Below are 25,528 nucleotides of genomic sequence, written 5' to 3'. Positions count from 1 at the left end.
GCGGTGAGCTAAAACCGCACCAGCCCGGCGAGCAGCACCGCGGCCACCGTCGCGGTCAGTTCGATCGCGGCGCCCAGTACGTCACCGGTGATGCCGCCGAACCGGCGAACGCAGTGCCGCACCAGGATCGCGCCACAGCCCAGGGCCACCAGCACCGCCACCGGTCCCTGCCACGGCCGCGGCCCGGCCACCAGCGAAACCGCCAGCAGCACCGCGACCCAGGCCGCCACCACCGGGGTCGGCTGGCTTCCGGCGACCCGCGCGCCCAGGGCGCTGCCGTCGGCCGCCGGCACCGCCCGATGGCCGGCCAGCACCGCGGCCACTCGGCCTGCGAAAACCGCCACGCCCACCGCGGCCACGCCGGGGACGACCCGGCCAGGGGCCCCCAGCGCCGAAAACGCCAATGCCTGGAACATGATCACCACGACTACGGCGGCGACGCCGAACGGCCCGGTCGATCCTGCGCGCATCACCGCCAGGGCGCGCTGCGGCGGCCCATAGCAGCCCAGGCCGTCGGCGGTATCGGCGACACCGTCGAGATGCAAGCCGCGGGTCACCAGCAGCAGCACCGTGACCGCGAGCAGACCGGGCAGCGGGCCGGACGCCCCGAACACCTGAATCCCACCCCAGGTCACGGCCGCGGCCAACGCCCCCAAGGCGGCGCCAACCGCCGGCAGCGCGGTCATGGCGCCGCGGCCCATCGGCGCGTCGCCGTGCGGGACGGGCAGCACCGTCCCGAACGCGAAAGCGGTTGCCAGAGAACGGATCACGACGGGGGAGCGGGCTGAGCTGGGCCGTCGCCGCGGTTGGACACACCGGCTTGGGTGAAGGTCGCCATCGACGACAGGGCGGCCACCGCGGCGCGCAACACCGGCAGCGCGAGGGCAGCGCCGGTGCCCTCACCCAGTCGCATCCGCAGGTCGAGAATCGGCTCCAAATCCAGCGCCGTCAGCGCCAGCGTGTGGGCGGGCTCGGTGGACCGGTGACCGGCTTGCCACCACAGTCGGGCGCCCGGCACCAGGTGCTCGGCGACCAGTGCTGCCGCCGTCACCGCCATGCCGTCGAGCAGCAGTGGTGTGCGCCGGACCGCGGCCTGAGCGCAAAAGCCGGCCATCGCCGCCAGGTCGGCGCCCCCGGCGCGGCGCAGCAGCGCGACCGGATCCGGTAGCACCTGCCGCGCCCGGAACAGGGCATCGCGCACCGCGGCCGTCTTGCGAGCCCACCCGGCGTCATCGATCCCGGTGCCGAATCCCACCACGACGACCGGCTCGGCGTTCGTCAACGCCGCCACCAATACCGCTGCGGCCGTGGTGTTTCCGATCCCCATGTCACCGACGATCAGCAGGTCGGCCCCGGCATCGACCTCCTCGTCGGCGATGGCGGCGCCGGCCTCGAGAGCCCGCGTGGTCTCGTCGTCGCTCAACGCGTCCTCAACTCGGATGTCGCCACTGGCGCGGCGCACCTTGTGGGAGCCGATCCGGTCGGTCAACGCGTCCGCATCGACCGCGAGATCCGCGACCCGCACCGTCGCGCCCGCGATGCCGGCCAGGGCGTTGATTGCTGCCCCCCCGGCATCGAAGTTGGCGACCATCTGCGCGGTCACCTGCGGGGGGTACGCCGACACCCCTGCGCGGGCGACGCCGTGGTCACCGGCGAACACCACCACCCGGGCGCGCTCGAATTGTCTTGGCGGGCACTGTCCTTGACAAGACGCGACCCATGCCGACAAATCCTCGAGGCGGCCCAGGGCGCCCTTGGGCTTGGTCAGGGTGTCCTGGCGGGCACGGGCGGCGGCGGCGGCCCCCGCATCGGGCGGCGAGACGGCGGCGAATTCCATCAGGCACCCGGCGGTTTGATCGGTACCGGCTGCCCGGCGACCACCAGCACCACCCGGTCGCACAGCCGTGCGAGGCGCTGGTTGAGGCTGCCCAGTTCGTCGGCGAACCGGCGTCCGGAGGCGGTGGCGGGCACGATGGTCAGCCCCACCTCCGGGCTGACCAGCACCAGCGGGGAGGCGAAGTCGCCGACCGCGGCCAGCACGTCATCGACGGGGACGGCCACCGAGCCACCATCCCATGCCTCGGTGCGGTCCAGCACGCCGGTCAGCCAGATGCCCAGATCGTCGACCAGTGTGGGGGTCTGCGGCGATCGACGCAATTGCGTTGCGATGTCGTCGGTTTCGATCGTCGACCAGTGCGCGGGCCGGCGGCTGCGATGCTGGGCGATCCGATGCGCCCAGGCCGCATCGTCGTGGCCGACGGACCCGGGCGCCAGGTAGTGAACCGCCTGCCCGGCGGGCAACCCGTCGGCGATGGCTTTCTCCGCCCACTGCGATTTGCCTGACCTGATCCCGCCGAGCACCAGAGTGCGCACCGGTGTCAGCCCGCCTTCCGGCGAGCTCTAATCGACACTGCTGCCGTGCTTGACCTGGGGCCGCGGCGTTCGCATCCGGCGCATCTGAGACGCCCGGCCTGCGGCGTATAGGCCTAGCTTCCAACGACTTTCGGTGTTGTTCGGGAATTTCACGTCGACCAGCCTGCTGACCTTGCGGCCCAGGATCAGGCCGTCGACGCTCATCACGGCCATCAGCGCCAGCATGGCCGGCGACATCCACAGCTGCAGCTGCGGCACGCCGAACATGATGAACATCAGGAACAGGGTCGACGGCATGAACAGGCCCAGCAGATTGCGCCGGGAGTCCACCACGTCGCGAACGTAGCGGCGGACGGGTCCCTGGTCCCGCGGCAACAGATAGCCCTCTTCGCCGGCCATCATCCGCTGCCGTCGATCAGACATGCGGGCGCGGCTGGCGGCCTTGTCCGCCCGGCGCTCCTCGCGGCTCAGCTTGGGACCGGCCAGTGATTTGCGCCGGGCCCGCGCCTCGGCGGCCGTCATGGGCGCGGGCGCGGTCGGTCCCTTCCTGGCGCTGCGGCGGGCCTCGTTGCGCTTGGGGGTGGGCCGTCCCTTGGGGCCGGTCCGCTGCGCCTCGCGGGTGGTGGCGCCCGCGGCGCCGGCAACTTCCGAGGCGGCCGAGGCGGTCTCGTCGAGGTCGGTGTCCTGGCCTTTCTTGCGGCCCAACAGCTTCACAGTGGTCAGGTTACTTCGCGGATGGCTCGCGCCGGAATTCGCCTGGAATGCCTTCCTATTAGGCCTGCTTAGTGCCTCACTTGGCCCTACTCTTACACGAGATGAACGGCTGCAATTGATGGACGACGGGGCAGTGGACTCTGAGGATGATGGTCCCGGCCTGGCCCCCGGCCGTCTTCAATTGCCCGCCATGCAGGTTCTGGTGGCCCCGGACTGCTACGCCGACAGCATGTCGGCCCTCGAAGCCTCCGCCGCCATCGCTACCGGCTGGACGCGCTCGCGTCCCGGCGACCGGTTCATCGTCGCCCCGCAGTCCGACGGCGGTCCCGGCTTCGTCGAGGTGCTGGCCAGCCGGCTGGGGGAGACGCGGCGCCTGCGGGTGTCCGGACCGCTGAAAACCACGGTCGAAGCCGAGTGGGTGTTCGATCGCGGCTCGACCACCGCCTACCTGGAGTGCGCGCAAGCGTGCGGTTTGGCGCTGATCGGTGGAGCACCCACTCCGGAGACCGCAATGGCGGCGCACAGCAAAGGAGTGGGGCAGCTGATCGCCGAGGCGCTACGGGTGGGTGCGACCCGCATCGTGGTCGGGTTGGGCGGCAGTGCCTGCACCGACGGCGGGCAGGGCATGATCGCCGAACTCGGTGGCCTGGACACCGCCCGCCGGAAACTGGGCAACGTGGAGCTGATCGCCGCCTCCGACACCGAATACCCGCTGCTGGGACCGTGGGGGGCGGCCCGGGTGTTCGGACCGCAGAAGGGCGCCGACACGGCCACCGTCGCCGCGCTGGAAGTTCGCCTGCAGGCCTGGGCGCTGATCCTGGAGGCGGTGGCCGGACGGGACGTGAGCGCCGAGCCGGGCGCCGCGGCCGCCGGCGGCATCGGCGCCGGGCTGCTGGCGCTCAGCGGACGCTGTGAGTCCGGTGCGGCCATCATCGCCGAGCACACCCGGTTGTCCGACGACCTGGACACCGCCGAGATGATCGTCACTGGTGAGGGCCGGTTCGACGAGCAGTCCCTGCACGGGAAGGTGGTCGGATTTCTCGCCAAGGCGGCCCGGCCGCGGGGGATTCCGGTGGTCGTGCTGGCCGGTCAGGTCGATCTCGACAACGCGACAGTGCGCTCGGCGGGAATCATGGCGGCGTTATCCATCGCCGAGCACGCCGGATCGGTGCGATTGGCGCAGGCCGACGCGGCGAACCAACTGATGGGGTTGGCATCCGTAGTTGCGGCGCGACTCGGGAATACCGGTCCTGCAAGGTACCGTTGATGGAGTGGACTTTCGGGCGGTCCGGATCGCCCGGCGTAAGCCGGCGATTTCGGGCGTGAACGACCCCACCCAACGATGAGGGATGTAGGAGAAGCAATGACGGTGCAAAACGAGTCGAACGCCACGACGACTCACGGCGTGATCCTGACCGAGGCCGCCGCCACCAAGGCAAAGTCCCTGCTGGACCAGGAGGGCCGCGATGACCTGGCGCTGCGCATCGCGGTGCAGCCCGGTGGATGCGCCGGCCTGCGCTACAACCTCTTCTTCGACGACCGGACGCTGGACGGCGACCTGACCGCGGAGTTCGGCGGTGTGAAGCTGACGGTGGACCGGATGAGTGCGCCCTACGTCGAGGGTGCGTCCATCGATTTCGTCGACACCATCGAGAAGCAGGGCTTCACCATCGACAACCCCAACGCCACCGGGTCGTGCGCCTGCGGCGACTCGTTCAACTGATCGGTTAAACCCGCAGATCCGCCACTGGGGCGCGCAGTCCGGCTGGCGGCCTATGTCTAGTACGAGCCGCCGGTGCGCAGCACGTACGAGCAGACCATGATCTGTCCGCGCTGGAAGAGCAGCTGCGCGATGCCCTGCACCTGGCCGTGCATCGGGCCGCCGCTCACCGGCGACACCCGCATGGTGAACAGCGCCTGGGCCTGGTACTGCGACAGGTAGACGATCTTGTCGATCGAGGTCAGCTCGACCTCGGAGAACTGCTTGCGGAAGGCGTCGCTGCTGAGCTTTGCCAGCGCCTGGTCGGATCGTTTGTCCTGGACGCCGTCGTACAGGCCACACAGCGCGTTGCGGGCGATCTCGTCGATGTCGCGGTGCTCGAGCGCGTCCAGATAGCCCTGGATGGCCGTCTTCGCCGCGCCCTCGGAAAATGTGGTGCCGGTGTTGGCCCCGTTGGTGCGGACCCCGTACACGATGGCCACCGTCAGCACCGCGACGAGCGCGATGGCCAGCACGATGCCGACGATGAGCCGCCGCTTGGACCGCTGCGGCGGGTAGGGGACGCCCGCGGGAGGCTGCCCGGCATAATTGGCGGAAGCAGGTCCTGCCTGCGGAACTGAGGTGAAGCCCGGGCCACCGGCACTCGGGTCATCGGGATATTCGAGTGGCTGGGATTCGCTTGGGGGAGTTGGTCCTTCGCCGCCGACGGTGTGGTTCGGCGAGTGCGGACCTGCCATCGTGGTTCTCCTCGGTGGTAGACGGGACTGCGAGCGGGGTTGCGGCCCGAGCAATGTGATCCCGGCGACTTGAGTTGAGTTCCCTAGGGAGGCTAGCGCACGGCCTCAAGCCGAGGAGTGCACACAGCGACGGTCGAGACCCGTGAGTAAGCTAGATAACCTTACTAACGAAGGATGGAGTATTCGTGACGATCGCGGTGACAGGTTCGATTGCGACCGACAACCTGATGCGGTTCCCCGGCCGGTTTTCCGAGCACCTGCTGGCCGACCACCTGCAGAAGGTGTCCCTGAGTTTTCTGGTTGACGACCTGGTGATTCACCGCGGCGGCGTGGCGGGCAACATCGCCTTCGCCATCGGCGTGCTGGGCGGCGACGTAACGCTGGTGGGTGCGGCCGGCGACGACTTCGGCGACTACCGCGAATGGCTACAGTCGCACGGCGTCAACTGCGACCACGTGCTGATCTCGCAGACCGCGAAAACCGCGCGTTTCGTCTGCACCACCGACCTGGACATGGCCCAGATCGCATCCTTCTATCCCGGTGCCATGTCGGAGGCCCGCAACATCAAGCTCGCCGACGTCGCTTCCGGGGGCAAGCCCGACCTGGTGATCGTGGGGGCCAACGACCCGGACGCGATGGTGGTGCACACCGAGGAGTGCCGGACGCTCGGCCTACCGTTCGCCGCCGACCCGTCCCAGCAGCTGCCGCGCCTGTCCGGCGCGGAGATCGACAAGCTCGTCGATGGGGCGGCCTATCTGTTCACCAACGACTACGAGTGGGAACTGCTGCTTTCCAAGACCGGTTGGTCCGAGGCCGACGTGCAGGAGAAGGTCGACCTGCGGGTGACCACCCTGGGCGCCAAGGGCGTCGACATCGTCGAGCGGGACGGAACCACAACCCACGTCGGCGTGGTGCCCGAAACCAGCCAGACCGACCCCACCGGCGTCGGCGACGCGTTCCGGGCCGGTTTCCTCACCGGTCGCATCGCCGGGCTCAGCCTCGAGCGGTCCGCCCAGCTCGGCTCGCTGGTCGCCGTCCTGGTGCTGGAGTCCACCGGAACCCAGGAGTGGACGTGGGACCTCGCCGTCGCCAAGACCCGGCTGGCCGACGCCTACGGCGACGAGGCGGCCGCCGATATCGCCGCGGTCCTCGCCTGAAGCCTGGCTGTGAAGCCACGGCTTTGCCTGTGAGCCCTGGGCTTTGCCCGTGAAGCCACGGCTTTGCCTGTGAGCTGGCGGCGGCGACACGCCGAAGGCCTGCGCCCAAGGCTCACACTGAAAGCCCTGGGTTCACACTCAAAGCCCAAGGCTCACACTCACAGCTGCACGGGATAATGCGGCTCGCTGATCTGCGGCACCACGCTGTGCTCGACGAAGATCGCGTGCCAGAGCATGAATATCAACAGGGTCCACAGCCGGCGGCTGTGATCGCTGACGCCGTTGCGGTGCTCGTCGAGCATCCTGCGAACGGCGGCGAGGTCGACCAGGCGATCGGCCTGCGACGAGTCGACCATCGCGTAGGCCCACTCCAGCAGCTCGCCCGCGCGCAGCCAGTGCCGGATCGGAACCGGGAACCCCAGCTTGGGCCGGTGCAGCACGTGCGCCGGAACGATCGGCTCTAATGCGCGCCGCAGCGCATACTTCGTCGTCGAGCGGGTGATCTTGGCCTCGACCGGCAACCTCGACGCGACGGCGAACACCTCGGGATCCAGGAACGGCACCCGAAGCTCCAGCGAGTTGGCCATGGTCATTTTGTCGGCCTTGACCAAGATGTCGCCGCGCAGCCAGGTGAACAGGTCGATGTGCTGCATGCGTGCCACCGGATCCCAGCCCGTCGATTCGGCGTACACCGGCGCGGTGACGTCGGTGTGGGTCCACTCCTCGCGGAAGCCCGGCAGCACGTCGCGCAGCTGCGCGTCGGAGAAGCTGCGGGCGTTGCCGTAGTAGCGCTCCTCGAGCGTCAGTGAGCCGCGATGCAGCAGGCTCTTGCCGCGCATTCCCTCGGGCAGGGGTTTGGACACCTTGCCCATCGACCGCCGCAGCGGCCGCGGCAGGTATTTGAAGGGCTTCAGCGACAGCGGCTCGCGGTAAATCGTGTAGCCGCCGAACAATTCGTCGGCGCCTTCGCCGGACAGCACCACCTTGACGTGCTTGCGGGCCTCCCGGGCGACGAAGAACAGCGGCACCAGCGCGGGGTCGGCGACCGGCTCGTCGAGGTACCAGACGATCTCGGGCAGCGCGGCGACGAACTCGTCGGGCGTGACCACCTTGGCGATGTGGCGGGCGCCGATCGCCTCGGCCGAGGCCACCGCGACGTCGATCTCCGAGAAGCCCTCCCGCTCGAAACCGGTGGTGAACGTGATCAGCCGGGGATTGTGCCGGATGGCCAGCGCTGCGATGGCGGTGGAATCGATTCCCCCGGACAGGAACGCCCCGACGGTGACGTCGGCGCGCATGTGTTTGGCCACCGAGTCCTCGAGCACCGCGGTGATCTCGTCGTACCGGGCCTGTTCGGTATCGCGGGTCATCGGCACCGCGGCAAAGCCCGGCGCGAAATACCGGGTGATCTCCGGTTGCAGGCGGTCCGGACGGATCCGGGCGTAGCAGCCCGATTCGAGCCGGCGCACCCCTCGGTGCAGAGTCTCCGGCTCGGGCACGTACTGCAGCACCGTGTAGTGCTGCACCGCCCGCTCGTCGATCCCGGTGTCGAAGCCGACCAGTTGCGCCAGGTCCAGCAGGCACTTTTTTTCGCTGGCCACCGCCGTGCCGCCGGTGCCGGTCGCCATGAAAAGTGGCTTGATGCCGAAAGGGTCTCGGGCGCAGAACAATTCACGCGTCTCTGTATCCCACAGCGCGAACGCGAACATCCCGCGCAGTCGCGTCAAGACGTCGGTGCCCCAGCAGTGGTAGCCGGCGACGATGGTCTCGCCGTCGCCGTCGGTGGCGAAGACGGCGCCGTGCCGGGTGGCCAGTTCGTCGCGCAGCTCGAGGTAGTTGTAGATTTCGCCGTTGAAAACCAGCACGTAGCGGCCGGGTGCCTCGGGCGGTCCCCAGCGCAGTGGCTGATGCGAATGCGCGATGTCGATGATGGACAGCCGGTTGAAGCCGAAGACGGCGGAGCCGTCGGTGTCCGGGTCCACCCACGTGCCGGGCTCGTCGGGCCCGCGGTGGCGCATCGAATGCGAAGCGCGCGCGACGGCCTCATCGGCTCGGGCGGCGGCCGCTTCATCATCCGGGCCGTCCGGGGCGGCAACGAACGCCAGCAGACCACACACGGCGCCCCAGTATGCCGCACTCGACCCACGTCCGTGGACGTCGCACCCGGCACGTCGTGAAAGGTGTAGCAGACCGGCGAACGGGGTTTCGTCGCCCGTCTCAGGTGCGTGGTCTACGCTGCGTAGTATTCGATATCCGAGCAGGAGGCGCTAACGTGACCCCTCGCGAGCAGGACCGTTCGCAACGTTTGTCGCAGGGCAGCTTTCGGCGCCATTCCGGGGGCGCGGCGCAGGGTGTATCCCGTCGTCTTCGGCCCTTCGCGCTGACGTGCATGCTGGGCGTGCTGGCGTTGTTCCTGAGCGGATGCAGTAGCTGGGCGGACGCGCTGGCCCTGGGCTGGCCGCGGGGCATCACGCCGGAGGCGCACCTCAACCGCGAACTGTGGATCGGCGCGGTGATCGCCTCGCTCGTCGTCGGCGGCATCGTGTTCGGGCTGATCTTCTGGGCGTCGGCCTTCCACCGCAAGAAGGCCACCGACACCGAGCTGCCCCGCCAGTTCGGCTACAACATGCCGCTCGAGCTGGCGCTGACGGTGACGCCGTTCCTCATCATCTCGGTGCTGTTCTACTTCACCGTGGTGGTGCAGGAGAAGATGCTGCACCTGGCCAAGGATCCCGAGGTAGTGATCGACGTCACGGCCTTCCAGTGGAACTGGAAGTTCGGCTACCAGCGCGTGGCCTTCAAAGACGGCACGCTGACCTACGACGGCACGGACCCGGCCCGCAAGAAGGCCATGCTGTCCAAGCCGGAGGGCAAGGACGCACACGGTGAGGAGCGCGTCGGTGCCGTCCGCGGGTTCAACACCTCGGACCGCCAGTACCTGAATTTCGACAAGGTCGAGACGCTGGGATCCAGCCAGGAGATCCCCGTGCTGGTGCTGCCCACCGGCAAGCGCATCGAATTCGATCTCGCGTCCGCGGACGTGGTTCACACGTTCTGGGTGCCCGAGTTCTTGTTCAAGCGCGACGTGATCCCCAACGCCGACGCGAACAACTCGGTGCACGTCTTCCAGACCGAGGAGATCCAGACGCCGGGTGCGTTCGTGGGCCACTGCGCCGAGTTCTGCGGGACGTATCACTCGATGATGAACTTTGAGGTTCGGGTCGTCGCGCCCAACGACTTCAAGGCCTACCTGCAGCAGCGGATGGGTGGAAAGAGCAACGCCGAGGCATTGCAGGCGATCGGGCAGCCCCCGCTCGCGGTGACCACACATCCGTTCGACACCAAGCGCGGTCAATTGGCGGGAAGCCAGTAGGTTAGGACACCAAATGCATATCGAAGCCAGGCTATTCGAATTCATCGCCGGGTTCTTCATTGTGGTTGCGGTGCTCTACGGGGCGCTGACCGCAGTCTTCGCCACCGGGGGTGTGGAGTGGGCGGGCACCACCGCGCTGGTGCTGACCGGCGGCCTGGCCTTGATCACGGCGACCTTCTTCCGCTTCGTGGCGCGTCGACTGGACACCCGGCCAGAGGACTACGAGGGCGCTGAGATCAGCGATGGAGCAGGCGAATTGGGCTTCTTCAGCCCGCACAGCTGGTGGCCGATTCTGGTAGCGCTGTCGGCTTCGGTGGTCGCGGTGGGCATTGCGCTGTGGTTGCCGTGGCTGATCGTCGCCGGCGTGATGTTCGTGCTGACGTCGGTGGCCGGGCTGGTCTTCGAGTACTACCTCGGTCCCGAGAAGCACTGATTCGCGGCATAAAGGTCACAATCAGATCACGTGATTGGTGGGCAGTTCGCCACGACGGCTTTGCCCCTTGGGGGTTCGGTAGTGTTCTGCCCAGGCAAACGAGGAGCTTCCCAGCGCGCCCGCAACAGATGTGATCGCGGAGTCTTGCGCGCGGGTGAGGCAGTCGAACAGGGTAGGCAAAGGCAGAGATGAGCGGGTCGAGACCCCCGGCATGGGATCCTGACAAACCCGACGCTGCCGACCCGATCAGCCACGAACCGGATTCCGGCAGCGCGCCCGACGACGATCTGCAGCCCGGCGCCGGCCGCGATGTCCAGGGCGAGCCGGAACCCTTTGCGGACAGCGCCGAACACGCCGCTGCGAATCAAACCGACGAGACGGACGTGTACTCGCGGGCCTACTCGGCACCGGAGTCCGAGCACTTCACTACCGGCCCCTACGTGCCGGCCGATCTGCGCCTGTACGACTACGACGACTTCGACGAATCCCCCGACCCGGACGCCGCGCGCAGCACCGCGCGCTGGCCATGGGTGGTGGGGATCGCCGCCATCGTGGCCGCGATCGCGCTCGTCGTGTCGGTATCGCTGCTGTTCGCGCGCACGGATACCACCAAGCTCGCCAACCCCGGAACCACCACCGCGCCGTCCACGCCGCCGTTGCAGGACGAGATCACGACCACCAAGCCCCCGCCCCCGCCGCCACCACCGCCACCGCCGCCCACGACCGAACCGCCGCCCCCGCCAGCAACGGAGACCCAGACTGTGACGGTGACGCCTTCTCCGGCACCGCCGCCCCCACCCGCACCCGCTCCGGCGCCACCGCCGGCGACGTCCACAGCGGCCGCGCCACCGCCCACCACGCCGGCGGGCCCGCGTCAGGTCACCTACTCGGTCACCGGCACCAAAGCCCCGGGCGACATCATTTCGGTGACCTACGTCGACGCGTCCGGCCGGCGGCGCACGCAGCACAACGTGTACATCCCGTGGTCGATGACGGTCACCCCGATCTCGCAATCCGACGTGGGCTCGGTAGAGGCGTCCAGCCTGTTCCGGGTCAGTAGGCTCAATTGCTCGATCACGACCAGCGATGGAACAGTGCTCTCGTCGAACAGCAACGACTCGCCGCAGACGAGCTGCTGATGGTCAACCGATATTCGGCTTACCGAGGCGGCGTTGACGACGACACCGTCGCGCCCGAGGTCGTCGACCGCATCCTGATCGGCGCGTGTGCCGCCATTTATCTGGTGTTGCTGGGCGTCAGCGTGGCGGCCGTCGTCGCGCTGGTGGACCTGGGTAGGGGCTTTCACAAGGCGGCCCACAGCCCGCATACCACCTGGGTGCTGTACGCCGTCATCATCGTTTCGGCGCTGATCATCGCGGCCGCGATCCCCGTCTTGTTGCGCGCCCGCCGGATGTCGCAGTCCGAGCCGGCCGCTCAAGCGATGACGGCGCCGGCGCGCGCACCGTCGAGGCCTTCGATGCGGCTGGGGACCGGCGCCCTGCGCACCGGAACCGCCACGGTGCAAACGGCGACACCGTCCGCGGGGGGCGATTGGTCGGGCGATGCGGTGGACCGAGTCTGGTTGCGCGGCACCGTGATACTGACCGGCACCATGGGCGCGGCCCTGATCGCGTGCGCGGCGGCGACCTACCTGATGGCGATTGGCCACGATGGCGCGTCGTGGGTCGGTTATGGGTTCGCCGGCGTCATCACCGCGGCCATGCCGGCGGTGGAGTGGCTGCACATTCGCCAGCTGCGCGAGGTTGTCGCCGAGCGGCGTCGTTGACGTTCCGCGGGACCGCCACCGACACATAAACCACGCAGACGACCCGCCGCCGGGCAACGTCGTCGTGGTTTATGTCTCGCGGTTGGGTCCCCCGGCCGGGGCGCTTTCAATGCGCCCCCGGGCCGCCCGAGTTAGTGTTCGCCTTCGCCGTTTGTCGAACCGTTTGACGAACCGTTGAGGCCGTCCTGGTGCTCGCGCAGTGCGGTCAGGGCGCGCTGCTCAGCGCCGTGCGCCGCCTCTCGCAACGCCGCGTCCTCGGACACCGGGTCGGCGAACAGGAAGCTGCCGCTGCCCGGGGATCCGGCCGAGCCCAGCTTGTTCATCTTCTTGGGCAGCGGCGCGCCCTGGTACTCCAGCGGCAGCGGGTGCCCGTGGTCGTCGACCGGGCCGAGCGGCTGGTGCAGCTCGATGTAGGCGCCGTGCGGCAGCCGCTTGATGATGCCGGTCTCGATGCCGTGCTCGAGCACCGCGCGGTCGCTGCGCTGCAGTCCGATGCACCACCGGTAGGTGATGAAGTAGACGACCGGCGGAACGATCACCATGCCGATGCGCCCGATCCACGTCGTCGCGTTCAGCGAGATGTCGAACTTGTACGCGATGATGTCGTTCATCGCGGCCAGCGTCAGCAACATGTAGAACGCGATCGCCATGGCGCCGATCGACGTGCGCACCGGCACATCGCGCGGCCGCTGCAGCAGATTGTGGTGCGCGTTGTCGCCGCTGAACCGCTTCTCCAGGAACGGGTAGACGATCAGCAGGACGAAGATCAGGCCCATGATCAACGCCACCCAGACGGCAGCGGGGACGGTGTGGTGCCAGAAGTAGAACTCCCATGGCGGCCAGATACGGGCCAGGCCTTCGGTCCACATCATGTAGAAGTCCGGCTGCGAACCGGCCGAGACGTGAGAAGGCTTGTAGGGACCCAGGTTCCAGATCGGGTTGATTTGCAGCAGGCCACCCAGCAGGCCCAGCACGCCGACGATGGTGGCGAAGAACGCGCCGGATTTCACGGCGAACACCGGCATCACTCGCACGCCGACCACGTTGTGCTCGGTGCGACCGGGTCCGGGGAACTGGGTGTGCTTCTGGAACCACACCATGGCCAGGTGCAGCCCGATCAGCGCCAGGATGATTCCGGGCAGCAGCAGGATGTGCAAGGCGTACATCCGCGGGATGATGTAACCCGCTGTGGCGCATTCGTTTCCGACGCCACCGCACGGGAAGTCACCGCCGAACAGCGCCCAGTGCAACCAGGTGCCTATCACCGGCATACCCAGCGTGATCGAGGACAGGGCGGCGCGTAACCCGATGCCCGACAACAGGTCGTCGGGCAGCGAGTAACCGAAGTAACCCTCGAACATGGCCAGGATGAGCAGCAGCGAACCGATGACCCAGTTGGCCTCGCGGGGCCGCCGGAAGGCACCGGTGAAGAAGATGCGGGCCAGGTGCACCATGATCGACGCGGCGAAAATCAGCGCGGCCCAGTGGTGGACCTGCCGGACGAACAGGCCGCCGCGTACCTCGAAGGAGATGTCGAGGGTCGATGCGAAGGCCTTCGACATGTCCACGCCGCGCAGCGGCTGGTAGGCGCCGTTATAGGTGATCTCACCCATGGACGGATCGAAGAACAGCGTCAGGTACACACCGGTGAGCAGCAGCACGATGAAGCTGTACATCGCGATCTCGCCCAAGAGGAACGACCAGTGGGTGGGAAAGACCTTGTTGAGCTGTCTGCGAACCGCCGCCGACGGGTGGTAGCGCGTGTCGATGTCCTCGCCTTGGCGGGCCAGGACATCGCCGATCTTCGGGGGACTGAATTTCGGACTCATGTTGTCGTCCTCTCCCAGAATGCCGGTCCGACGGGCTCGACGAAGTCACCGTTGGCGACCAGATACCCGTTGGTGTCGATGGTGATCGGCAGTTGCGCCAACGCACGCGCGGCCGGCCCGAAAATCGGCTTGGCGAAGTGCAGCGCGTCGAACTGCGACTGGTGGCATGGGCACAAGATCCGGTAGGACTGCTCCTCGTACAGGGATGCGGGGCAACCCAGGTGCGAGCAGACCTTGGTGTAGGCGAAGAATTCGCCGAAGTTGAAGCTCTCCTGGCCCTGCCGCTTTACCACGCGGTCTATGTCGGTGGGCCGAATTCGGATGAGCATCACCGGGTTTCGCACACCCTGGTTGATGGCCCGGAGCTTTTCCTGCGATTCTGGGGTGGTGCCGTCCCCGTCGGACTCCCGCCACGGGAAGACGGTCTCCATGCCGCCTGCGTCCAGGTCTTCGGGGCGCATCTTGACGAACGGCGACGTGGAGGCGGAGCCGGTGGCGCGCGCCAGATAGATGGTCTCGCCGTGGTAGCGCGGCGTCCACCCGGAAGTGAACAGCACGGCCTTCTTGCCCTCGGCGGTCTGCACCACGGGCTTCCACGGGTTCTTGATCAACCCACCAGCAAACGCGACCAGGGTGGAGAGGCCGAACGCGCCCAATCCCATCCCCAGCGACAGGCCGATCAGCTTGCGCCGCCCGACCGTCGAACCCTCATAGGCGTCGGCCAGGTTCGCCACCACCGTCTTGCGGTCAACGTCACGCGAGGCACCGTCGTGGCGCTCCTGGATCGAAATCTCTTCGGGGATAAAGCGTTTCTGGTAGAGAACGACGCCGATCCCGATCGACAGAATCGCCATGCCGAACGTCAGGCCGTACAGCGGGGTGGCCAGATCGTAGAGGAAGCTTCCGGCCTCCTCCTTCGGCTTGTACTCCCACGGCCAGAACAAGAAGACCAGCAGCAGGGCCAGCCCGAAAAAGCCGCCCAGCAACAGCCAGCGGGCGACGCCACGCTCGGCGCGCTTCTCGGCTTTGGTGCCCTCAATCGGCCAACGGGGTTCCTTGAACACCGTCTCGACGCCGTCGAGCTTGCCGCCCAGCGCCACCAGTTCTCGCTGCGACATGGCGGCCAGCGCCGCGTCGTCGGGCTCCCTCTCACCGGCACCGTGCGGGTTCCCGCCGGTGTCAGAGCCGCGAACGTCCGCCTCACTCATGCTCGTGCCCCAATCCACAGCGCCAGCCCGATGGCGGCGACCATTCCGATGATCCAGGCGGCCATACCCTCCGGTGCGGGCCCGAATCCGCCGAGGCCGTAGCCACCCGGCTGGCGCTCCTCGGTCACCGCCTTGATGTAGCCGATGATGTCCTTCTTGGCCTCGAAGGACAGCTGACGGTCGGAGAACTTCGGCATGTTCTGCGGGCCGGTCCGCATGGCCGCCAGGATTTGCTGCTCGTTGGCGGGTTCCAGGTCCGGCGCGTACTTACCCGACGACAGCGCCCCGCCCTTACCGGTGAAGTTGTGGCACGAGGAGCAGTTCAGCCGGAACAGGTCGCCGCCTCGGCCCAGGTCCTGGCCGCGCAGCGAGCGCATCGCCAGGCTGCCGTCCGGGTTGCGCACCGTGGTGGGCCCGCCGCCGTTGGCCTGAACGTAGGCGCCCAGCGCGTCGACCTGGCCTTCGTCGAAGATCGGTTCTTTGCGCGGTGCCTGGGCCTCCCCGGTCATCGCCGGCATCCGGCCGGTCGACACCTGGAAGTACACGGCTTCCTCGCCGACGCCGATCAGGCTCGGCCCGCGGTCGGGAACACCCTGCAGGTTGGCGCCGTGGCAGGACACGCACGACGTGTCGAAGAGCTGCTTGCCGGTGCGCAGCAGCGCCGAGTTCGACTCGTCGGCGACGGCCACCTGCGGGCGCGGGGTAAGGACGGCGGCCAATCCGCCGGCGATGGTCAGCGCGATCAGCAGCAGCAGACCGCCGGACAGCCGGCGACGCAGCCGCCGTCGCGAACGATCACGCTGCCCCTGTGACGACTTGGCCGCACCGGATCGGGTAGATCCCAGTTTCTTCAACCGAGCACTCCTGTTCGTCCAGCGCCTGCTCATCGGATGAAATAGATCACGGCGAACAGCGCGATCCACACAATGTCCACGAAATGCCAGTAGTACGAGACGACGATGCTGGCCGTAGCCTGCGCCGGTGTGAACTTGCTCATCGCTGTGCGGGCCAGCAAGAAGATGAAGGCGATCAGCCCGCCGGTGACGTGCAGGCCGTGGAACCCGGTCGCCAGGTAGAACACGCTGCCATAGGCGCTTCCGGGGATCGTGGTTCCGTGCGAGGTGAGGTGGTAATACTCGTACCCCTGGCCGCAAATGAAGAACAATCCCATCAGGAAGGTCAACACGTACCAGCGGCGCAGCCCGAACACGTCGCCACGCTCGGCCGCAAACACGCCCATCTGACAGGTGAACGACGACGCGATCAGCACCAATGTGACCGGGACGGCCTGATACAGGTTCAACTCGGTGGGCGGCGGCGGCCACTTCCCGCCCGATTGGGCGCGAGCGGTGAAGTACATCGCGAAGAGGCCAGCAAAGAACATCAGCTCGCTGGAAAGCCAAACGATGGTGCCGACGCTGACCATGTTGGGTCGGTTCAGCGAATGCACCCGCGACGTAATTGCAGTACCCGAAGTCCCGGCAGCGCTGGTCACATCCGCAAGTATGACGCTTTGTAGTTGTTGAACTCCACCCGGGGCGGCATTTGATGTCCGGCGCGTCGGACTGGAGCGCCAAGTGGGCGCCTCGCAGCCGAGTTTGTTGGGGGTTGGGGCTACTTGTGGTCCGCGTGGGACCATCGGCGCGTGGCTTTGTCACCCGAGGCTTCGCCGTCCGGCGCGTCCGCACCATCGTGGCCGCGGGTCCTGTCGCGTCTGACCGGCGGTCAGGACCTGACGCGCGGGCAGGCGGCCTGGGCCATGGACCAGATCATGTCCGGCCAGGCGAGCCCCGCCCAGATCGCGGCCTTCGCGGTCGCGATGCAGGTGAAGATTCCCACCTCGGCCGAAGTCATCGAGCTGGCGGAGGTGATGCTCAACCACGCGCTGCCGATGCCCGCCGGCGCCATCCGCGACGACACGGTCGACATCGTCGGTACCGGTGGCGACGGCGTCAACACCGTGAACCTGTCCACCATGGCGGCCGTCGTGGCCGCCGCTGCCGGGGTGCCGGTGGTCAAACACGGCAACCGGGCCGCCTCGTCGCTGTCCGGCGGCGCCGACACGCTCGAGGCGCTCGGCATTCGGATCGACCTCGGGCCCGAGGAGGTCGCACGCAGCCTCGCCGAGGTCGGCATTGGCTTCTGCTTCGCGCCGCTGTTCCACCCGTCCTACCGGCATGCCTCGGCGGTGCGCCGCGAGATCGGGGTACCGACGGTCTTCAATCTCCTTGGGCCGCTTACCAATCCGGCCAGGCCGCGGGCCGGGTTGATCGGCTGCGCCTTCGCCGACCTCTCCGAGGTGATGGCCGGCGTGTTCGCCGCTCGCCGATCCAGTGTGCTGGTGGTGCACGGCGACGACGGGCTCGACGAACTGACGACGACCACCACCAGCACGATCTGGCGGGTGCAGGCCGGCACGGTGGACAAGCTGACGTTCGACCCCGCCGGATTCGGTTTTCCCCGAGCCGATCTCGACGACCTGCTGGGTGGTGACGCGCAGGCCAACGCGGCGGAGGTGCGCGCGGTGCTGGCCGGCGGCAAGGGCCCGGTGCGCGACGCCGTCGTCCTCAATGCCGCCGGCGCGATCGTCGCCCACGCCGGGTTATCCAGCCGCGCTGAATGGTTGCCGGCGTGGGAGGACGGGTTGGCCCGCGCCGGTAGGGCCATCGATTCCGGTGCGGCCGAACAACTGCTCGCGCGATGGGTGCGGTTCGGCCAGCAGGTCTGATTGCCGGAGGGCCTGCTCGGCGGCCAGCCGGGCCGAGCGGGCCGAGGCGGCCCACGCCGACCACGCCCCGGCCGACCGCAGCGGGGAAGCCCAGCCGTCCTCGGCCACCCGAACGAGGCGCACCCCGGCCGTCGTCAGCCAGCGCATGATGAGTGCGGTCTCCTCGACCAGTGCGCCGCCCAGGGGCGCGGGTGTACGCAAAATCGCTTGTGCCCCAGCCACGATCGCGTCGACGACCGGCATCGGCGGCACCCCGCGCCTGGCGCAGCCCGCCGCGGCGAGTTGGCCGTGGCGGATGACGGCCAGGTGATAGCCGCCCTGCCCGTCGGGTGCGGCGGCGATCAGCTCGGGCAACGCGGCCAGGGCACGCAACCGCTGACCGCGCCACAGCGTCTCGACCGCGGTGACGGTGCGATCGCGCAGTCGCGCGGCGCTCTCGAAGTGATGTCGGTCGGCGAGCGCGCTGACCTGGCCCACGGCCGCGGTCAGCGCGGTGTTGTCCGTGCCGTCGATCAGCGCCGCGGCCCGCGCCACGGCGGCGGCGTACTGGATGGCGGTGACGTCACGCGCTGCCGGGCAGGGCGACACCTCCGCCTCGGCGCACAGCGGCCCGTGCAACGCCGAGCGCCCTAACCGGTTGGTGCAGGTTCGTAGGCCGGTGAACCGGGCTAGCAGGGCGGCCGTGTCGGCGGCGTCGGCGCGGGCCCGGAACGGGCCGACGGCGCGGTCGTGCCGCGGCGCCCGCACCACCGCCAGGCGGGGGAATGCCTCCTCGGTCAGCGCCACCCACCACCATCGCTGCGGGAACTTCGACCGTCGGTTGTACGGCGGGCCGTGGGCGGCCAGCAGCCGCAGTTCGCGCACGCCGGCCTCCACGGGGTGGGCGCATTCGACGTGATCGACCGCGGTGGCCAGCGCGACCATCTCCTTCATGCGGCCGCGCGGGTCGGCGCCGGTGAAGTACTGATTGACCCGTCGTCGCAGGTCGACGGCCGTGCCGATGTAGAGCACCTCGCCCGCCGGCCCGCGGAACAAATACACGCCGGGCCGGCGTGGCAGGCCCTCGGCGAGCACCCGCTTACGGCGCTGCATGGGTGTGACGCCCGGCAGATAGGCGCGCAGGTCGGCATAGGTGTGCACGCCCTGGTTGCCCACTCGCTCGATGAGGGCGTGCAACACGTCGACGGTGGCACGCGCGTCGTCGAGGGCGCGGTGCGTGGGTTGGGTGGCCACGGCGAACAGCCGCGCCAGGGAGGCCAGCCGCACGCTGGGGGCTTCCTCGCGGCTCAGCACCCGCCGCGCCAGCCGGACGGTGCACAACACCTGCGGCCGCGGCCAGGCGATATCGCAGTGCTGCGCGGCGGCACGCAGGAAGCCGACGTCGAACCCGGCGTTGTGGGCGACGAGCACGGCTCCCCGGTCGAAGCCGGCGAACTCCAAAAACATCGGCAATACCGCGTCGATGGTCGGCGCGTCGGTGACCATCGCGGTGGTGATGCCGGTCAGCTGGACGATCTGGGGCGGGATGCTGCGCTGCGGGTCCACCAGGGTGGCGAGCTCGCCGAGCACCGCTCCGCCGCGTACCTTGACCGCTCCGATTTCGGTGATGGCGTCGGGAAGGGTTCCCCCGGTGGTCTTGGTGCGCCCACCGGTGGTCTCCAGGTCGACCACGACGAAGGTCGTTTCGCGCAGCGAGAGTTCGTCGGGCGTGAACGGCGACCCCGCGTCGGCGAAGCTCAGCTGAGTCGCACCCCTAACAGCCACGGCGGTGACGTTAAGGGTGACGACCGACACGCCCGCGGCTGCCACGCCGGGCGGCTACCGGAATGCGGGGACGGTACCTGTCGGTGGCGGCGGTTACCGTTCGGGCAGTGCGGCGTGATGTTCGCCGAAGCCAGACCGAGAGGACCGATCCGATGGCACCGAGAACTGGACCGACCGACATCGGCGCGACGCCGCCGCAGCCCGGGACGCCGGTGGTGATCGACTGCGACGAGTGCGCGGTGCGCGGCCCCGGCTGCCCCGACTGCGTCGTCAGCGTGATACTCGGGGTCCCGGATACTTTATTGCAGGATGAACGAGCGGCTTTAGAAGTTCTGGCCGAGGTCGGCTTGGCGCCCCGGCTTCGTCTGGTCCCAATTCGTCGGGGTCGGGGATCTGGTGTAGCCTAATTGCCTTGTCCCACAAAGGTCCTCGGGCCACCCGAAACGACTCACATAGAAATGACAGAATTCTATCTAATTTCTTAACCGCTGGCTTTGGACAAACGCCGATATCGTTTCGTAACCTGTTTGAGACCTAAACCCGCTCGACGACCTAATTCGTCGATGGCCGTTTAAGGAAGCAAATCTTGAGGCTTGACTCTAGGTACCCGGTTGCGCGTGCGCTCACACGTTCGGCCATAGGGGCACTAGCTGGCTTCGCGATCTTCTCCGGCATCATGACCGCCCCGGCGTGGGGCGACCCGGCCGAAGACGCCACGGCAAAACTCAACGAGCTGTCCCGTCAGGCCGAGCAGACCACCGAGGCCATGCACAGCGCCCAGCTCGACCTGAACGACAAGGTCGCCGCGCAGCGCGCCGCGGACAAGAAGCACGCCGACGACCAGGCCGCGGTCGATGCGGCCAAGGCGCATCTGTCGTCGTATCAGGATTCGGTCAACAAGCTGGCCGCTGCGACCTACATGGGTGGCCACGTCGACGGCATGCAGGCCATTCTGACCGCCGGCTCGCCCCAGGGCCTGATCGACAAGCTGGCGGTGCAGCGGGTGATGGCCGCGCAGATGGCCAGCCAGATGAAGAGCTACCGGATCGCCGGGGAGCAGGCCGCGAAGGCCGAGCGCGAGTCCGCCAAGTCGGCAGCGGACGCCAAGAGTGCGGCCGAGCAGGCCGCCGCGGTCCGGGCGAGCCTGCAGTCCAAGCAGAGCCAGCTGCAGGTGCAGATCGCGGTGGTGAAGTCGCAGTACCTTTCCTTGACTGCCGATCAGCGCACCGCGCTGGCCAATCCCGGAACGCCCGCACCGGCGGCCGCGCCCGCCCCCGGCGCTCCGGCGCCGGAAGCGGCGCCCCCGGGCACACCTCCCGGCCAGGCGCCGGGCGAGGCTCCGCCCGCCGGTGGGATGCCCGGCCTGCCCGGCATGGCTCCCGGCGGTGTCGGCGGCGGCGACCGCGCCACCGTCGTGCAGGCCGCGCTGACCCAGGTCGGTTCGCCCTATGTGTGGGGTGGTGCCGCGCCCGGCGGATTCGACTGCTCGGGCCTGGTGATGTGGGCATTCCAGCAGGCCGGTATCTCGCTGCCGCACTCCAGCCAGGCGATGGCCCACGGAGGCCAGCCGGTTGCGCTGTCGGATCTGCAGCCCGGTGACGTCCTGACCTTCTATTCCGACGCATCGCACGCGGGGCTCTACATCGGTGACGGCATGATGATCCACTCGTCCACCTACGGCGTGCCGGTGCGGGTGGTGCCGATGAACTCCTCTGGCCCGATTTACGACGCTCGCCGTTACTAGACACCTCCGACGGCGCCCGCGGCTCCCGTTGCTGCTGGCCTGGTTACTCGTCGTCGAACTGCTCGTGGTCGCGGCCGTGCCGTTCGATGCCGTGCGCGAGAGCCGGATCCGACCCGCGCAGCTGGTCATGCCCGCCCCCAGCCAAATCGGTGCCTCAGCGAAGTCGATCACGCTCGGCGATCGCACCGTGCGGCTGTTGGGCCTCGGCGGGCCCGCCAGTGACCGATTGCTGGCCCGGGTGGCCGCGAACATGGGTGCGGCGATCAGCGCGGTGGAGTCGTTCTGGGGCGTCGACTGGCCCCACGAGATCGCCGTGGTCGCCGCCGGTACGGACGAGGAATTCCGCGCCGCCGCAGGCGGGGGACCGGCGTCCCAGTGGGCCGATATCGCGGCGGTGACGGTCGTCGACCGCCTCGATCCCGTTCGCCGGGTTGCAGCCGGCGAGCGGATCGTGTTCGCGCCGGGCGCGGCCGCAATGAGCGCCACATCGTTGCGAATCGTGTTGGCCCATGAGCTGTTTCACTACGCCGCCCGCGCCGACACCGTCACGGATGCACCCCGCTGGCTCGCCGAGGGCGTGGCCGACTTCGTCGGCCGCCCACCCGCGCCGGTGCCGGCCGACAGCTTGCTACCCATGACGCTGCCCACCGACGGCGACCTGGACGAGCCGGGGACGGCGCGCTCGCTGGCCTATGACCGCGCCTGGTGGTTCGCCCGATTCGTTGCCGACGCCTACGGGCCGCCGAAGTTGCGCGACCTCTACCTCGCCACCTGCGGCATCCGGCACACCGACATGGCGGCCGCCGCCCAAGAGTTGCTGGGCACCAGCCCGGCGGGCCTGCTCGTGCGCTGGCAGCAGTGGCTGACCCACTAGGGAACTCCCGGTTCACCGCCGCGGCCCAGCCCAGACCACGGTCCGCGTCGTCGCCAAGCTAACCTGACGCAGGTGAGTCGGGTCCTGCTGGTAACCAACGACTTTCCGCCCCGCCCCGGCGGCATCCAGTCGTACCTCGGTGAGTTGGTCGGCCGGCTGGCCGACGGCGGGTCGCACTCGGTGATGGTGTATGCGCCGCAATGGAAGGGCGCCGAGGCCTACGACGAGGCCGCCGGCTACCGGGTGGTGCGCCACCCGGGCACGCTGATGCTGCCGGGCCCGGCGGTCGAGGGCCGAATGCGGCGGCTGATCGCCGACCACGACATCGACACCGTCTGGTTCGGCGCCGCCGCACCGCTGGCACTACTGGCCCAGCGCGCCCGTGGAGCCGGCGCGAGCCGGGTACTGGCCAGCACGCACGGCCACGAGGTCGGCTGGTCGATGCTCCCTGTCGCGCGCTCGGTGCTGCGCCGCATCGGCGACGACACCGACGTCGTCACCTTCGTCAGCCGCTACACCCGTTCCCGGTTCGCGCCGGCCTTCGGGCCCAGGGCCTCGTTGGAATACCTGCCGTCCGGAGTGGACACCGACCGGTTCCGGCCCGATCCGGCGGGCCGCGCGCGGCTGCGTGACCGCTACGGGCTGGGGGAGCGGCCGACCGTGGTGTGCGTGTCCCGGCTGGTGCCGCGTAAGGGCCAGGACATGCTCATCAAGGCCCTGCCGTCGATCCGGCGACGTGTCGACGGCGCCGCCCTGGTCATCGTCGGCGGCGGCCCGTATGCGGACTCGCTGCGCGCACTGGCCCGCGAGTGCGGGGTGGCCGACGACGTGACCTTCACCGGCGGTGTACCGGCCGCCGAGTTGCCGACGCACCACGCTCTTGCGGACGTGTTCGCGATGCCGTGCCGCACCCGAGGCGCCGGGCTGGACGTCGAAGGGCTGGGCATCGTATTCCTCGAGGCGTCGGCGACCGGCGTGCCGGTGATCGCGGGGAAATCCGGCGGAGCGCCGGAAACGGTGCAGCACAACAAGACCGGACTGGTCGTGGACGGTCGCGACACGGACGAGATCGCCGAGGGCGTCAGCGAGTTGCTAACCGATCGCGACCGGGCCGCCGCGATGGGCGCGGCCGGGCGCGACTGGGTGACGGCCCAGTGGCGCTGGGAAACCTTGGCGGCGCGGTTGGGCACCCTGCTCGGCTGAACGGAGTGAGCCCGCGCGAGCGTTTCGGCGCCGGCCCGGCTAGTCCTTCTGGTAGATGGCCTCGATCTCGGAGGCGAACTTCTCGGCCACCACCTTGCGCTTGACCTTCATCGTCGGCGTCAGTTCGCCGGTGTCCTCGGTGAAGTCGACCGGCAGGATGCGGAACTTGCGAATCGACTCGGCGTGCGACACCGCCTGATTGGCGTCCTTGATCGCCGCGTCGACCTCGGCGACCAGGTCGGGATCGGTGGTCAGTTCGCTCACCGACGCACCGGCCCCCTTCTGGTTGCGCTGCTTCCAGCCATCGAACGCTTCCGGGTCGATGGTGATCAACGCGCCGATGAACGGCTTGTTGTCGCCGACAACCATGGCCTGGCTGATCAACGGATGCGCCCGCAGCCGGTCCTCGAGGACGGCCGGCGCGACATTCTTGCCGCCGGCGGTCACGATGATCTCCTTCTTGCGCCCGGTGATCTTCAAGAAGCCGTCTTCGTCGAGCACGCCCAGATCGCCGGTTTTGAACCAACCGTCGGTGAAGGCATCTTTGGTGGCCTGCTCGTTGTGCCAGTAGCCGCTGAACACGACGCCGCCGCGGACCAATAGCTCGCCGTCATCGGCGATGCGCATGCTGTTGCCGGGCACCAAGGTTCCGACGGTGCCGATCTTGACGTTGCCGACCTGGTTGACGGTGATCGCCGAGCTGGTCTCGGTCAGGCCGTAACCCTCGTGGATGGTCAAACCCACGCCCCGGTAGAAGTGCCCCAGCCGCGAGCCCAGCGGCGCACCGCCGGACACGGCCGCGTGGCAGTCGCCGCCCAGCGCGGCGCGCAATTTGTGGTAGACCAGCCGGTCGAACAAGGCGTGCTTGGCGCGGAGCACGAGCCCGCGGCGGCCGCCGTCCTGCGCCTGGCTCCAGTCGACGGCGGTCTGCACGGCCGTCGCGAAGATGCGGCCCTTGCCGTCGTTGGAGGCGTTCTGCTCGGCGGTGTTGTAAACCTTCTCGAACACTCTCGGCACCGAGACCACCACGGTCGGCTTGAACACCGCGAACAGCGGCACCAGGTTCTTGATGTCGCTGGTGAAGCCGACGGTGACCTTGTTGGCGTATGCGGACAACGTGAGTGAGCGGGCCAGCACGTGCGCCAGCGGCAGGAAGACCAGCAGCCGCTGTCCCTCGTCGAGCAGCGTCGGCAGGCTCTCCTTGGCGCCGCGGGTCTCGTACAGCAGGTTCGAGTGCGTCAGTTGGCAGCCCTTGGGTCGCCCGGTGGTACCCGAGGTGTAGATGAGAGTCGCCGGATCCGCCGCTCGCAGCGCATCGAGGCGCGCGGTCAGCTCGGCCGGTTCCACCGATGCCCCGGCCTCCACCAGCTGGGCGAGCGCCTTGGGGCCCGAACCGTCGATGTGCAGCACGCGGCGCAGTGCGGGCAGTTCGGCGCTCAGCTCCGTCACCATCGCGGCGTGCTCGTCGGTCTCGGCGAATGCCAGCACCGCCTCGGAGTCCTGCAGGACCCAGCGCACCTGCTCGGCCGACGACGTCTCATAGATGGGCACGGTGACCGCGCCCACCGACAGGATCGCCAGGTCGAGGATCGCCCATTCGTAGCAGGTGGCACAGAAGATCGATACCCGATCACCGGCCTGCACGCCCAAGGAGATCAAACCGAGTGCGGCCGAGCGGATCTGACCGGCCGCCTCATGGCAGGTGACGTCGGTCCACTCACCCTCGATCTGACGCTGGTAGATGACGAAGTTGGGGTCATCGCGCTCGTGTTCAAACACCATCGCCGCGATGTTGTCCTGTTCGCCTACGGAAAAGCGGGCGGGGACGCTGTACTCACGCACTCTTATGACCTCGATTGACCTCGTGAAGATCCCGGTAGGGGGT

Annotated in this window: 23 protein-coding genes and 1 pseudogene; 12 read left to right on the top strand and 12 right to left on the bottom strand. The window is 68.5% G+C overall.

What is annotated here, in order from left to right; translation table 11 throughout:
- Positions 1–8: 8 nt before the first annotated feature.
- The 4 genes from AC5Y4F_RS12585 to AC5Y4F_RS12570 are packed head-to-tail and all read right to left on the bottom strand — an operon-like array spanning position 9 to position 3,087.
- Positions 9–770 (bottom strand): adenosylcobinamide-GDP ribazoletransferase, encoded by a 762-nt coding sequence (locus tag AC5Y4F_RS12585; RefSeq protein ID WP_499996973.1) that lies wholly within the window; start codon positions 768–770, stop codon positions 9–11.
- Positions 767–1,840: a nicotinate-nucleotide--dimethylbenzimidazole phosphoribosyltransferase gene (cobT, locus tag AC5Y4F_RS12580; protein WP_499997092.1), complete on the bottom strand. Its 1,074-nt coding sequence runs from the start codon at positions 1,838–1,840 to the stop codon at positions 767–769. The genes AC5Y4F_RS12585 and cobT overlap by 4 nt, the downstream gene beginning before the upstream one ends.
- The gene (locus AC5Y4F_RS12575; RefSeq protein WP_499996971.1) at positions 1,837–2,373 is read right to left on the bottom strand and encodes a bifunctional adenosylcobinamide kinase/adenosylcobinamide-phosphate guanylyltransferase; all 537 of its coding nucleotides are present in this window, start codon (positions 2,371–2,373) and stop codon (positions 1,837–1,839) included. Before AC5Y4F_RS12575 ends, cobT begins: the two co-directional genes overlap by 4 nt.
- Before the next feature lie 27 nt (positions 2,374–2,400).
- Positions 2,401–3,087, bottom strand: a complete 687-nt coding sequence (locus AC5Y4F_RS12570; RefSeq protein ID WP_499996969.1) for a DUF3043 domain-containing protein — start codon at positions 3,085–3,087, stop codon at positions 2,401–2,403.
- Positions 3,088–3,277: 190 nt separating this feature from the next.
- Here AC5Y4F_RS12570 and AC5Y4F_RS12565 point away from each other — a divergent pair, with 190 nt between their 5' ends.
- Both AC5Y4F_RS12565 and AC5Y4F_RS12560 read left to right on the top strand, forming a co-directional pair.
- A complete protein-coding gene (locus tag AC5Y4F_RS12565) occupies positions 3,278–4,354 on the top strand; it encodes a glycerate kinase family protein (RefSeq protein ID WP_067933893.1) in 1,077 nt (358 codons plus the stop codon).
- Positions 4,355–4,450: 96 nt separating this feature from the next.
- Complete coding sequence (locus AC5Y4F_RS12560; protein WP_067933874.1) at positions 4,451–4,810, top strand: HesB/IscA family protein; 360 nt, start codon at positions 4,451–4,453, stop codon at positions 4,808–4,810.
- Positions 4,811–4,866: 56 nt separating this feature from the next.
- Here the strand turns inward: AC5Y4F_RS12560 and AC5Y4F_RS12555 are convergent, their stop codons facing one another.
- Positions 4,867–5,544, bottom strand: coding sequence for an Rv0361 family membrane protein (locus AC5Y4F_RS12555; protein WP_067933872.1), 678 nt, complete (start codon positions 5,542–5,544; stop codon positions 4,867–4,869).
- A gap of 185 nt (positions 5,545–5,729) precedes the next feature.
- On the opposite strand from AC5Y4F_RS12555, the gene AC5Y4F_RS12550 reads away from it, so the two are divergent.
- A complete protein-coding gene (locus AC5Y4F_RS12550; RefSeq protein WP_067933871.1) occupies positions 5,730–6,701 on the top strand; it encodes a carbohydrate kinase family protein in 972 nt (323 codons plus the stop codon).
- A gap of 158 nt (positions 6,702–6,859) precedes the next feature.
- On the opposite strand, the gene asnB is transcribed toward AC5Y4F_RS12550, so the two are convergent.
- A complete protein-coding gene (gene asnB, locus AC5Y4F_RS12545) occupies positions 6,860–8,818 on the bottom strand; it encodes an asparagine synthase (glutamine-hydrolyzing) (RefSeq protein ID WP_499996963.1) in 1,959 nt (652 codons plus the stop codon).
- 155 nt (positions 8,819–8,973) lie between these two features.
- Here asnB and ctaC point away from each other — a divergent pair, with 155 nt between their 5' ends.
- The 4 genes from ctaC to AC5Y4F_RS12525 all read left to right on the top strand — a co-directional run bounded on the left by ctaC (position 8,974) and on the right by AC5Y4F_RS12525 (position 12,293).
- Positions 8,974–10,074: an aa3-type cytochrome oxidase subunit II gene (gene ctaC, locus AC5Y4F_RS12540; RefSeq protein ID WP_156750032.1), complete on the top strand. Its 1,101-nt coding sequence runs from the start codon at positions 8,974–8,976 to the stop codon at positions 10,072–10,074.
- A gap of 13 nt (positions 10,075–10,087) precedes the next feature.
- Positions 10,088–10,507, top strand: coding sequence for a cytochrome c oxidase subunit 4 (locus AC5Y4F_RS12535; RefSeq protein ID WP_067933865.1), 420 nt, complete (start codon positions 10,088–10,090; stop codon positions 10,505–10,507).
- 188 nt (positions 10,508–10,695) lie between these two features.
- A complete protein-coding gene (locus tag AC5Y4F_RS12530) occupies positions 10,696–11,646 on the top strand; it encodes an MmpS family transport accessory protein (RefSeq protein WP_499996960.1) in 951 nt (316 codons plus the stop codon).
- Positions 11,646–12,293, top strand: coding sequence for a DUF2561 family protein (locus AC5Y4F_RS12525; RefSeq protein WP_499996958.1), 648 nt, complete (start codon positions 11,646–11,648; stop codon positions 12,291–12,293). The genes AC5Y4F_RS12530 and AC5Y4F_RS12525 overlap by 1 nt, the downstream gene beginning before the upstream one ends.
- Positions 12,294–12,424: 131 nt before the next feature.
- Here the strand turns inward: AC5Y4F_RS12525 and qcrB are convergent, their stop codons facing one another.
- Genes qcrB through ctaE form a run of 4 tightly spaced genes read right to left on the bottom strand, consistent with a single transcriptional unit; the run spans position 12,425 to position 16,825 of the window.
- Complete coding sequence (gene qcrB, locus AC5Y4F_RS12520) at positions 12,425–14,122, bottom strand: cytochrome bc1 complex cytochrome b subunit (protein ID WP_067930632.1); 1,698 nt, start codon at positions 14,120–14,122, stop codon at positions 12,425–12,427.
- A complete protein-coding gene (gene qcrA / locus AC5Y4F_RS12515) occupies positions 14,119–15,330 on the bottom strand; it encodes a cytochrome bc1 complex Rieske iron-sulfur subunit (RefSeq protein ID WP_067930629.1) in 1,212 nt (403 codons plus the stop codon). Before qcrA ends, qcrB begins: the two co-directional genes overlap by 4 nt.
- Positions 15,327–16,184 carry a cytochrome bc1 complex diheme cytochrome c subunit gene (gene qcrC, locus AC5Y4F_RS12510; RefSeq protein WP_067930626.1) on the bottom strand — a complete coding sequence of 286 codons (858 nt, stop codon included), beginning with the start codon at positions 16,182–16,184 and terminating at the stop codon, positions 15,327–15,329. Before qcrC ends, qcrA begins: the two co-directional genes overlap by 4 nt.
- 29 nt (positions 16,185–16,213) lie before the next feature.
- Entirely contained in the window at positions 16,214–16,825 is a 612-nt protein-coding gene (gene ctaE, locus AC5Y4F_RS12505) for an aa3-type cytochrome oxidase subunit III (RefSeq protein WP_082947433.1), read from the bottom strand.
- 150 nt (positions 16,826–16,975) lie between these two features.
- Here ctaE and trpD point away from each other — a divergent pair, with 150 nt between their 5' ends.
- On the top strand, positions 16,976–18,058 hold the full coding sequence (trpD, locus tag AC5Y4F_RS12500) for an anthranilate phosphoribosyltransferase (protein ID WP_499996953.1): 1,083 nt from the start codon (positions 16,976–16,978) through the stop codon (positions 18,056–18,058).
- On the opposite strand, the pseudogene AC5Y4F_RS12495 reads toward trpD, so the two are convergent.
- A pseudogene (locus AC5Y4F_RS12495) lies at positions 17,996–19,822 on the bottom strand (DEDD exonuclease domain-containing protein); the annotation flags it as partial. The gene trpD and the pseudogene AC5Y4F_RS12495 overlap by 63 nt on opposite strands.
- 152 nt (positions 19,823–19,974) lie before the next feature.
- On the opposite strand from AC5Y4F_RS12495, the gene AC5Y4F_RS12490 reads away from it, so the two are divergent.
- The 4 genes from AC5Y4F_RS12490 to pimB all read left to right on the top strand — a co-directional run bounded on the left by AC5Y4F_RS12490 (position 19,975) and on the right by pimB (position 23,643).
- On the top strand, positions 19,975–20,229 hold the full coding sequence (locus AC5Y4F_RS12490; protein WP_499996950.1) for a hypothetical protein: 255 nt from the start codon (positions 19,975–19,977) through the stop codon (positions 20,227–20,229).
- A gap of 179 nt (positions 20,230–20,408) precedes the next feature.
- On the top strand, positions 20,409–21,566 hold the full coding sequence (gene ripC / locus AC5Y4F_RS12485; RefSeq protein ID WP_067930621.1) for a peptidoglycan hydrolase RipC: 1,158 nt from the start codon (positions 20,409–20,411) through the stop codon (positions 21,564–21,566).
- Between the two features lie 31 nt (positions 21,567–21,597).
- The gene (locus AC5Y4F_RS12480) at positions 21,598–22,440 is read left to right on the top strand and encodes a hypothetical protein (RefSeq protein ID WP_499997090.1); all 843 of its coding nucleotides are present in this window, start codon (positions 21,598–21,600) and stop codon (positions 22,438–22,440) included.
- 72 nt (positions 22,441–22,512) lie between these two features.
- Positions 22,513–23,643: a GDP-mannose-dependent alpha-(1-6)-phosphatidylinositol monomannoside mannosyltransferase gene (gene pimB, locus AC5Y4F_RS12475; RefSeq protein ID WP_499996948.1), complete on the top strand. Its 1,131-nt coding sequence runs from the start codon at positions 22,513–22,515 to the stop codon at positions 23,641–23,643.
- 39 nt (positions 23,644–23,682) lie between these two features.
- Here the strand turns inward: pimB and AC5Y4F_RS12470 are convergent, their stop codons facing one another.
- The gene (locus AC5Y4F_RS12470; protein WP_067930616.1) at positions 23,683–25,485 is read right to left on the bottom strand and encodes an AMP-dependent synthetase/ligase; all 1,803 of its coding nucleotides are present in this window, start codon (positions 25,483–25,485) and stop codon (positions 23,683–23,685) included.
- Positions 25,486–25,528: the final 43 nt, after the last annotated feature.

Source organism: Mycobacterium sp. NGS56 (assembly GCF_059812425.1).
This window is presented reverse-complemented; position numbering and strand designations above follow the sequence as displayed.

Bases quoted from the DNA above. Each gene is read 5' to 3' on its own strand.
- AC5Y4F_RS12490 (WP_499996950.1), top strand. From the start codon at position 19,975: ATGGCACCGAGAACTGGACCGACCGACATCGGCGCGACGCCGCCGCAG.
- AC5Y4F_RS12535 (WP_067933865.1), top strand. From the start codon at position 10,088: ATGCATATCGAAGCCAGGCTATTCGAATTCATCGCCGGGTTCTTCATT.
- AC5Y4F_RS12530 (WP_499996960.1), top strand. From the start codon at position 10,696: ATGAGCGGGTCGAGACCCCCGGCATGGGATCCTGACAAACCCGACGCT.
- qcrB (WP_067930632.1), bottom strand. From the start codon at position 14,122: ATGAGTCCGAAATTCAGTCCCCCGAAGATCGGCGATGTCCTGGCCCGC.
- AC5Y4F_RS12555 (WP_067933872.1), bottom strand. From the start codon at position 5,544: ATGGCAGGTCCGCACTCGCCGAACCACACCGTCGGCGGCGAAGGACCA.
- AC5Y4F_RS12565 (WP_067933893.1), top strand. From the start codon at position 3,278: ATGCAGGTTCTGGTGGCCCCGGACTGCTACGCCGACAGCATGTCGGCC.
- AC5Y4F_RS12560 (WP_067933874.1), top strand. From the start codon at position 4,451: ATGACGGTGCAAAACGAGTCGAACGCCACGACGACTCACGGCGTGATC.
- AC5Y4F_RS12525 (WP_499996958.1), top strand. From the start codon at position 11,646: ATGGTCAACCGATATTCGGCTTACCGAGGCGGCGTTGACGACGACACC.
- qcrA (WP_067930629.1), bottom strand. From the start codon at position 15,330: ATGAGTGAGGCGGACGTTCGCGGCTCTGACACCGGCGGGAACCCGCAC.